General features: G+C 38.1%; 7 protein-coding genes. 2 read left to right on the top strand and 5 right to left on the bottom strand.

Translation table 11 applies throughout. From position 1 onward, the window contains the following. Nucleotides 1–92 precede the first annotated feature (92 nt). The 4 genes from AAAY30_RS10565 to AAAY30_RS10550 form a co-directional block, all read right to left on the bottom strand. Nucleotides 93–1451, bottom strand: coding sequence for a citrate/2-methylcitrate synthase (locus tag AAAY30_RS10565; protein WP_252559044.1), 1359 nt, complete (start codon nucleotides 1449–1451; stop codon nucleotides 93–95). A gap of 235 nt (nucleotides 1452–1686) precedes the next feature. Next, on the bottom strand, nucleotides 1687–3948 hold the full coding sequence (locus AAAY30_RS10560) for an alpha-amylase family glycosyl hydrolase (RefSeq protein ID WP_295025728.1): 2262 nt from the start codon (nucleotides 3946–3948) through the stop codon (nucleotides 1687–1689). Nucleotides 3949–4217: 269 nt separating this feature from the next. Next, a complete protein-coding gene (locus AAAY30_RS10555) occupies nucleotides 4218–5036 on the bottom strand; it encodes a Cof-type HAD-IIB family hydrolase (RefSeq protein WP_295057458.1) in 819 nt (272 codons plus the stop codon). 201 nt (nucleotides 5037–5237) lie between these two features. After that, nucleotides 5238–6338 (bottom strand): TIM44-like domain-containing protein, encoded by a 1101-nt coding sequence (locus tag AAAY30_RS10550; RefSeq protein WP_337781876.1) that lies wholly within the window; start codon nucleotides 6336–6338, stop codon nucleotides 5238–5240. Nucleotides 6339–6652: 314 nt separating this feature from the next. On the opposite strand from AAAY30_RS10550, the gene cysK reads away from it, so the two are divergent. After that, on the top strand, nucleotides 6653–7585 hold the full coding sequence (cysK, locus tag AAAY30_RS10545) for a cysteine synthase A (protein ID WP_252559032.1): 933 nt from the start codon (nucleotides 6653–6655) through the stop codon (nucleotides 7583–7585). 418 nt (nucleotides 7586–8003) lie between these two features. Here the strand turns inward: cysK and AAAY30_RS10540 are convergent, their stop codons facing one another. Then, the gene (locus AAAY30_RS10540) at nucleotides 8004–8441 is read right to left on the bottom strand and encodes an RrF2 family transcriptional regulator (RefSeq protein ID WP_195411446.1); all 438 of its coding nucleotides are present in this window, start codon (nucleotides 8439–8441) and stop codon (nucleotides 8004–8006) included. 470 nt (nucleotides 8442–8911) lie between these two features. On the opposite strand from AAAY30_RS10540, the gene AAAY30_RS10535 reads away from it, so the two are divergent. Next, nucleotides 8912–10210 carry an O-acetylhomoserine aminocarboxypropyltransferase/cysteine synthase family protein gene (locus AAAY30_RS10535; protein ID WP_337781877.1) on the top strand — a complete coding sequence of 433 codons (1299 nt, stop codon included), beginning with the start codon at nucleotides 8912–8914 and terminating at the stop codon, nucleotides 10208–10210. The last annotated feature ends 124 nt before the right edge of the window (nucleotides 10211–10334 follow it).

Raw genomic sequence — 10334 nt, 5'->3', positions numbered from 1 at the left:
TATAATTGCTTGATAAAGCAATCAGCCAAACCATAACTTTTACGAAAAAATAGGCGGGTACTCTTTGCAAGTATCCGCCTAAATTTTTAATATTATCTTTTATCAAGTGGAGTATAATTCTTTGTTGTAGAAATACTCATATAAGCAGGACGTATAATCTTACCGCCATTTACGATTTCCTCAAGTCTGTGTGCGCTCCAACCTGCAATTCTGGCTGTAGCGAACATCGGTGTATAAAGCTCACAAGGAATGTCAAGCATACTGTAAAGCAAGCCGCTGTAAAAATCGACATTGGACGCAACGCCTTTATAAATCTTACGCTTTTTGCCGATAACCTGCGGAGCAAGTCTTTCTACTCTCTCATAAAGTTCAAAGTCCTCATCGTAACCCTCTGCCTTAGCGAGTTTCTGAACAGCACCTTTAAGAATTATCTGACGAGGGTCAGAAATTGTATAAACAGCGTGACCCATACCATAGATAAGACCCATTCTGTCGAATGTCTGCTTTTCGAGTATTTTTTCAAGGTAATCTGCAATTTCTTCGTCATCTTTCCAGTCTTTTATGTGCTTTTTAATATCCTCAAACATATAGAATACTTTAACATTTGCACCGCCGTGCTTAGGACCTTTAAGAGATGCCAAAGCCGCTGCAATTGCCGAATAAGTATCTGTACCGGAAGAAGTTACAACATGAGTTGTAAATGTAGAGTTGTTACCGCCGCCGTGCTCCATATGAAGAATAAGCGCCATATCAAGAACTTTTGCCTCAAGCGGTGTGTATTTTCTGTCAGGACGAAGTAATGACAAAATAACCTCCGCTGTGGACATAGTAGGCTCTGCACGGTGAATATAAAGGCTTTTGTCACGGAGATAGTGGTTATATGCATGATAACCGTAAACCGAAAGCATCGGAAATACTGAAATAAGCTGAATACACTGACGAAGAACATTATCTACCGATGTATCATTAGGATTATCATCGTAACAGAACAAAGTAAGTACGCTTCGAGCAATCGAGTTCATCATATCTTCACTCGGTGCTTTAAGAATAACATCACGAACAAAGTTCTGCGGTAAAGTTCTGTATTTTACAAGCAATTCCTTAAAATCCTTAAGCTGTGCGACATTTGGCATTTCGCCAAAAAGAAGAAGGTAAACAACTTCTTCAAAACCAAAACGATCATCCTCAAGAATACCGCCGACAATATCGTTTACATTATATCCGCGATAATACAACTCACCGTCGCAAGGAACAAGCTTACCGTCAACTTCTTTATTCTGGATAATTGTGGAAATATCTGTAAGGCCTGTTAATACACCCTTACCGTCAAGGTCACGAAGTCCTCTCTTAACATTATACTTTGAATAAAGACTTGTATCGATCATCGAATTTGAGATCATTTTTTGTGCCAAGTCATGGATAGCCGGTGTGTTATCTGAATAACTGCCCATCAAAATCACTTCCTACAATAAAGATTAGTAAATTTATAATTACCATTAAAGAACATTATATCACATTTTAAAGCAAAAGGAAAGATACAAAATGCTTTAAAGTGTCTTATTTATAATTAAGATTATGTCATATTTATATACATTTTAGCAAAAATATTCATTTATCTGCAAATATAAAGAGGATGAATTTTACTCCATCCTCTTAGTTGTAATTATAATTATTTAATTTATTTAATTACTTAAGATATGTACCGTTTGTACCGATCTTACCGTCAATGCCTGTGAAACCTGAACCGCAAGCTACATAGCATCTCATGTTGGCTTTACCGATACTGCCTACTGTAAGTGTGCCGTTTGTAACAGTCTTAACATCACCTGTAACAGCGTCAATATACTTGCCGTTAGGAATGTTCTTGAATGTAGCGCCGCCTGAAATAGTTACAAGTGCAAGGCTGTCTACGCCTTCGCTTGAATTTGTATAACGGCGGATAAATGCCATATTACCAGTTACATATTCGCTGTCCTTTGTATACTGACCTTTCTGGAGAGCAGGTACTGCCCTACGAATCATATTCAGTTGTTTAAGGTGAACAGCAAGCGGAGAATTAAGAGTTTCGGCAACTGTTCCCGATGCGCTATATTCACCGAAATCAGTAGCTGAAACATCACCCTCAAGATAATCGCCGAAATATGCACGACCTAAAGTTGAAAGAGGAGCATTTGGACCAAGGTCTATACTTACACCCTTTTGGAATTCAACTTCTGAACCATAGTATAGACATGGAATTCCACGGAATGTAAAGAGAAGTGAAAGGTTTTCTGCCCAAGCCTGAGTACCGCCATTATAACGAGTATCCATATCAGGACCGTAGTCATGGGAGTCAACATAAGTTACATTCCATGTTGAATCATTATAATATGGATCCTCTTCAAGAGCACGGGTAAATGCATTGCTGGCAGTAGAGAAGTTCCAATGCATTGGGAAGTCAATAACGCCTGTGCCATTGCCCTTACTGTAATCAGGAGTATGATATGTAATACCATTAAGATAAACATTATCAGAAGTTGGCTGATTACTTGTAGATGAATTGCTTGCATAGTGAGCATTTGTAAGGTTTACATTTTCAAGCTGATCATCGCCGAGAGCATTGATATAATTGCTGTCTGTTTCTGCCCAAGTATAGAAAGGAGCAGAAATTGCAGGGATATTATGATTCCAAAACTCGCTTACACGAGTACAAACCTCGCCGAATACATAGAAATTCTTTCCGCCTGTCTTAAGCCATGATGGGAAATAGAACTGGTTAAGAGTAAGTCTTGATACATGCTTTTCGGTATCCATTCTGAATGCATCAACACCCATGTTGATATAATCGCCGTAAACATTGTTAAGATACTCTGCAACCTTTGGATTTTCTGTGTTTACATCAACGCAGTCACCGGCAATCTGTCCTGTCTGTACAGTTGGACTTTCCCAGCTAAGGTCTTTATAATGATGATAGTTATTTTCCGTGTCATGTGAACCTGAATCAAGAGCCTTAGTATCCTTCATTATATTAAGTCTTGCCTGATACTGATAACCCGGAGCAAGACTGTCATAGTCAGGGAATGTTTTTGCAAAATCCGAATCAGGAATCGGAACCATACAATTAACAGATTCAAGATCCTTAAGTGTGCTATACTCTTTTGTAAACATAGGCGCGAGAGTAGCCTCACCAAAGTTACCTGTATGATTGATAACTATGTCCTGAATAATCTTCATACCTTTTTCATGTGCAGCATCGATAAGATCCTGATATTTAACATCGTCACTCTCATAACGAACATCAACAGTTGAGAAATCGAATGCGTGATAGCCATGGTAGTCATAACCTGACGCATTTGTTACAACAGGAGTAATCCAAATTGCACTGAAGCCTAAAGCCTTGATGTAATCAAGTTTTTCGATAAGGCCCTTAAAGTCGCCTCTCCAAGCAGGGTCTGAATCAGGGTTGTTAGCTTGCTGGTCGTCCCAACAATGAACATTGTTGCCTGTATCACCGTCATAGAAACGAGTTGTGATTACAAAGTAAATTGAATCTTCACGAAGATCCGTTCTCTTCCAGTCATCAAAATCATTCCAAGACTTAGAAGACCATCTTCCGTTTTTGTACCACCACTCGCCGCTGTTTCTTGTTGTTTCAGCAGACTGAGTGCCGTTTGTAACAAACATCATATTGATTTTTGTTACATTGTCGAACGTGTAGCAGTAGCTGTTATCACCCTCGGCGGTCATTTTAGGACCGGGGTAATCTGTTGCGATATTCTGCGGAAGGCTGTTCCAATAATAGATGTTCGGTGCGCCGTCTTCAGAATACACATGCACTTTAATACCGTCGTATTTAGCCTGAACTGACTCAGCATCGTCAACAGTAGCAGCCGAAACCGACACAATACCTACTGTTGCCGCAATGCAGACAACAAGCATTAAAGCAATGAGTTTTTTTACCTTTGTCATAGCTTTTCCTCCATTTTCCGTTAAAATCAAAATTTAACATCTACATATAATTATAAAGTAGTTATTAACGATTTTTTTTCTGATTTAGAATTATTCGAAATCTGTGCTTCCAAACATTTAATACTTGTTTTATGTAATTTATACAAAAAAGTGAACAAAGTGCCGTTTTTTTAAAAAGCAGACAGATTTTTCGACAAAGCAAAAAACTCTCCGATTAAATTCAGAGAGCTTTTATATAATCACAACTATTTATATATCACAACTGCAAATTATATATTACTTTTCAAAACATATTTTTCAAGTGTTTTTGCGACTCCGTCATCATCATTTGACTCGCAGACATAATTTGCAATCTTTTTTACATCTTCCTCTGCATTGCCCATAGCAACTCCAAGACCCGCATAACCAATCATAGTTATATCATTGTAATTGTCGCCAAAAGCAATCATCTCTTCGTTTGTAAAACCGAGTTTTTCAAGCAGCATAGGCAGCATAGAACCCTTTGTTACACCGAAAGGCATAATCTCGAGGAAGTACGGTGCGCTCTTATACACATCAAGCAAACCGTCATAGCGTTTTGCAAGAATTTCGTTATATTTATCAATTTCGGCAGGTTCGCCCGAAAGTAAAAGTTTATTGATCTTTTCAGGAATATTCGCCGCAAAATCTTCCACAACAACCATTTCCATTTTGAGAATATCCCTTTCAACATTTGAATAATCATTCAAAGTGCCGCCTGTAATGATTTTCTTATCATCATAGGTATGAACAGAAAGATTTGATTCTTTCAACACACCGAGTATGTCGGAAAGGTATTCCTTCGGAAAATCCTTACTTACAATAGTTTGTCCGGTAGTACAATCAAGAATTTTTCCTCCGTTGAAAGCCATAATATAACCCTCATAGCGGTCAAGCAATAAATCTCTTGCAATGCTCTGAATCCCCATAGGATGTCTGCCCGAAGCGATTACAACCTTTTTGCCCATTTTTTGAGCGTCAATAATAGTGTATCGAGTGCGTGGAGTAATCTCTTTTTGAGAGTTAGTCAGAGTACCGTCAATGTCAAGTGCAATAATTTTGTAATCCATAATATCACCTTGTACTTAGAAATATTGATTAACAAATCATTTACAATATAACACACAAGTTAAAAAAATGCAAGTATTTGATACATTATGTAAAAAACAACTTTGTTTATAGCTTTATTTTGCCATTATATAAAAAATATTTACGGATTAAATACAAAAATCGGGACCGGAAAAATCCCGGTCCCGAACAGCAATAAAAAATTACTGATTATTATTTGTATTGTTTTGAGCATTGTTATCTTTTTCAATATAAATGCCTTGGTCAACAGTATCGTTACGAATAGAAGAATATTCGCTGAGTACCCATGAATACTGACCTGTTGTAATTGTACTTCCGCAGTATTCGCACTTGCCGGAACTTGACATTTCAAGAGGAGCACCGCAATTCGGGCAACTGTGTGACTTAAGCGTCTGACTGTTTGCACTTGTGGTCTTAATGCTTGCATTACGGGCAAAGCGAAGTGTGTATCTCAACTCGTATCTTGCATTAGGATCTCCACGGAGAACCTGACCGGTCTTTTCGTTTATCTCATAGTCTGTAAGACGGGCATTGAGATAAACTGTAACATACTCAAATTCCTTATCTCTGCGATACGCTGTAAGATAAGCTGTACTTACGGCTACATTTTCAATCTTATTGATTACGCCGTTTGCAATCTTGCGATCAATCTGTTTTTGAGTTTGATTGTAGAGATTATCGTGTAAATAAATTCTTACAGGTGAAAGGTCACGCTTGCTCCAAGCGTCCTGAATGGTAACATATACATATCTTGAGAATGAAAGGAAATCTTCTGCCGAGAAGTTCGGATCATTCTGCTTGATAAGGTCTGAAATCTGTGCCGTACGGTCAGGAAGTGTAATATTTCTGCCTGCCGACTGCTGAATTGTCTGTGATCTGCCAACAGTAGTAGTTGTTCTTTTAGTTGTTCTTTTGCTGTCCTTTTTGCTCCTTATCATGCCGTAAACAACTATACCGATAACTACAAGGAAAACAACTAACGTTCCGCCAAATCCAAGACCTTCTCCGCTGCTTTCGGAACTGCTGTGGTCTGAACTGTCCCAATCAGAACTGTCACCCCAATCGGAACTGCCGCCCCAGTCAGAGCTGCCGCCCCAATCAGAACCGCCGCTGTCATAGTCATTTGAATCGCCGAAGTCAAGCGGAGGTATTCCTAAGTCCGCTGTTTGGTTAGTATGTACCGATTGATTACTTTCGACAGAAACAGCATTAACTGATGAAAAAGCTGTAAAAGCTATCGCCGCCATAAGTACAGTCAGTACAATCGAAAAACATTTTTTCAAAGTTATACACCTTCTTTTAAATTTCACGGTAAATCCGTTTGCTTATTATTGCTCTAATTTTAACATATATTGTAAAAATTTGCAATTATATTTATAATTTTGTTTATAAAAAATCCCGTTGTATTTCTATACATATTGCATATCAGCATTAAAAATTCGATATTTATTATTTTTTCGGAAATATTTATATTTAAGTGTTGACAATGCAATATTGCGGTGCTATAATAATACCTATAATTTATGTAGGTTTAATAAGGATTGAATTTCAATTACGGACATTACTATAAACATTATATTATAAAGGAGAATGCATTATGAAAATTTACGAGAAAATCACTGACCTCATTGGCAGAACACCTATTATGAAACTCAATAATTACTCTGCTGCACAGGGACTTGACACACCTGTACTTGCAAAGCTTGAATATTTTAATCCGGCAGGAAGTGTTAAGGACAGAGTAGCAAAGGCTATGATTGATGATGCGGAAGAAAAAGGCTTGCTTACATCTGATTCTGTAATCATTGAGCCTACAAGTGGTAACACAGGTATCGGTCTTGCAGCGGTAGCAGCCGCAAGAGGTTACAGAATTATTCTTACAATGCCTGAAACAATGAGTATCGAACGCAGAAATCTTCTTAAGGCTTACGGCGCAGAACTTGTTCTTACTGACGGTGCAAAAGGTATGAAGGGCGCTATCGCAAAGGCTGACGAACTTGCAAGTGAAATTCCGCACAGCTTTATTCCGGGTCAGTTCGTAAACCAGGCAAACCCTGCCGCTCACTTTGCAACAACAGGTCCTGAAATCTGGGAGGATACAGACGGCAAGATTGACATTTTTGTTGCAGGCGTAGGTACAGGCGGTACCGTAACAGGTGTAGGTAAATATCTTAAGTCAAAAAATCCAAATGTAAAAATCGTTGCAGTTGAACCGGCTACATCACCTGTACTTTCAAAGGGTGTTGCAGGTCCTCACAAAATTCAGGGTATCGGCGCAGGCTTTGTTCCCGAAACCCTTGATACTAAAGTATATGATGAAATCTTCGCTGTTGAGAACGAGGCAGCCTTTGCAACAGGCAAAGCTATTGCCCGTACAGAGGGTGTGCTTGTAGGTATTTCTTCGGGTGCGGCAGTATATGCGGCAACCGAGCTTGCTAAACGCCCTGAAAACAAGGGTAAGATAATTGTAGCGCTTCTTCCCGATACAGGCGACCGTTACCTTTCAACTCCAATGTTCTCAGATAAATAATTTTTAATATCTATCCCCTGTAGTATATTTTAACAGACTTCAAAACTTGATTTTGAAGTCTGTTATTTTTTACGGGAAATAGACTTATTTTTTGTTTTAAAGCCTAAAAATTATTTATTATTGTAGATAACAGCTAACATTTTATAACAAAAATATTGTAAAAACTGCCTTTTGAAAAATATAAAATTCAATTAGACAGAAGTGGTACAAAATATAAAATTTTGTCTGAAATTCAAAAAGACAACGGTTCTATTATTGTTGAAATAAAAAAGCAGTACAATACTTCTCCAATCGGAGATTATTTTAATTAACCAATTTAACCCATCAATAATAAAAATTTTAAAAACGCAAAGCCATCTTTGACGCAAATCAAAGATGGCTTTCCAAATTCTTCTATAACTCTATTTCTTATAAACTGTTATATAACATAGTCATTGCCAATGCTTTCGGCCTGATGGTCAATAATATCCTGAATTGTAATACTGTCAAGATACTTTGTAATAACCTCATTAAGTCCCTGCCATACAGGCAAAGTAATACATTCATCACTCATAGGGCAAGTATTCGGGTCATGGTCAAGACAGGCTACAGGAGCAAGACTGCCCTCTGTAATGCGGAGAATCTCGCCTACCGTATATTGGTCGGGAGTTCTTGCAAGGCGGTATCCACCCTGAAATCCACGGTTTGTAAGTAACACATCGGCTTTATTAAGAATAGGCATAATCTGCTCAAGATATTTTTTTGAAATATTCTGACGAGCCGCAATATCCTTAAGTGCAATGTAACCGTCATTCTGGTGCATTGCCAAATCTATAAGCATTCGCAGTGCGTATCTTCCCTTTGTAGAAATTTTCAAATTAACACCACCTTTTACTAAGTATTTGCAAAAATATAGCATTCATCTATAACATAATAATAACATATATTTAGTAGGTTTTCAAGTTGTTTTTTATCCGATTTATATTTTAATTATCTTTCTATATGTATATTGGTCGCTTATAATTCTACAAATATGTTATAAAACCGGCAAATTTTGCTCTAAAAACCTACTAAACAAATATATTTTTAAAAATTTAAAAAATAGTATTGACAACGGGTAAATTATATGATAATATACAATCACATTAAACCTATGTAATTAGTAAGTTTTAGCAAAGGAGAATTCTAATGCTTCTATTATTTGTAAATCTATTAAGACAGAACTACCGATACGGACGAATGTGCAGTACCTCTGGATGTTGTTGCTGACGCAACAAATACATTACTACATTATTTTTATTATAACATTGTAACAAACTAAATTAATTATTGAAAGAGGTAAATAAAATGAGCACATTAAAAGATAGAAAATTACACTTTGAAACACTTCAGCTTCATGTAGGACAGGAATCAGCAGACCCGGTAACAGATGCAAGAGCAGTTCCGATTTACGCAACTACTTCTTATGTATTCCACAACAGCCAGCACGCCGCAGATCGTTTTGCACTTAAAGATGCAGGCAACATCTACGGCAGACTTACAAACCCTACAGAAGATATTTTTGAGCAGAGAATTTCAGCTCTTGAGGGTGGTACAGCCGCTCTTGCAGTAGCTTCGGGCGCAGCTGCAATCGCATATACAATTCAGGCTCTTGCTAAAGCTGGCGAGAACATCGTAGCTGCAAAGACAATCTACGGCGGCACATATAACCTTCTCGAACACACACTTCCTGCTTACGGCATTACAACAACATTTGTTGATCCTGATGAAGAGGGTGCTTTTGAAAACGCTATTGACGAGAATACAAAGGCTCTCTACATTGAAACACTCGGCAATCCAAATGCTAACCTTATTGATATTGAGGCTCTCGCAAAGATTGCACACGCACACAATATTCCGCTTGTTGTTGACAGCACATTTGCAACCCCTTACCTTGTAAGACCGTTTGAGTACGGTGCAGACATCGTTGTTCATTCAGCTACAAAGTTCATCGGCGGTCACGGTACGGCAATCGGCGGTGTAATTATTGAGAGCGGTAAGTTTGACTGGGCTGCATCAGGTAAATTCCCACAGTTTGCAGAGCCAAACCCATCATACCACGGTGCTGTATTTACACAGGCTGCTCCGGGTGCTGCATTTGTAACATACATCAGAGCAATTCTTCTCCGTGACACAGGTGCTACAATCTCTCCGTTCCACGCATTCATTTTCTTGCAGGGTCTTGAAACACTTTCACTCCGTGTTGAGCGTCATGTAGAAAACACAAAGAAAGTTCTTGAATTCCTTGTAAATCACCCACAGGTTGAGAGCGTAAACCACCCATCACTTCCAAACTCACCGTATAAGGCACTTTATGATAAGTACTTCCCTAACGGCGGCGGTTCAATCTTTACTTTTGAAATCAAGGGTACAGAAGAAGACGCTAAGAAGTTCATTGATAATCTCCGGGTATTCTCACTTCTTGCAAATGTAGCAGATGTTAAGTCACTTGCTATTCATCCTGCATCAACAACACACTCACAGCTTAACGAGCAGGAGCTTGCAGAGCAGGGCATTAAGCCAAATACAATTCGTCTTTCAATCGGTACAGAGCATATTGATGATATTCTCTTCGATTTACAGGAAGCATTTGAGGCTATTAAATAATCAAATCACATAATTCAAATATTTACGGACTGCATTTTATGTGCAGTCCGTATTTTGTTTATTACTGTTTAGTGCACAGTTTAAAGCAAATAATTTTAAAATTTAGGTCAAGCCTTTTTAAAGG

The organism is Ruminococcoides bili (assembly GCF_040093295.1).
GTDB lineage: Bacteria > Bacillota > Clostridia > Oscillospirales > Acutalibacteraceae > Ruminococcoides > Ruminococcoides intestinale_A.
The sequence above is the reverse complement of the archived record's forward strand: the minus strand, read 5'-3'. Positions and strand labels throughout refer to the sequence as shown.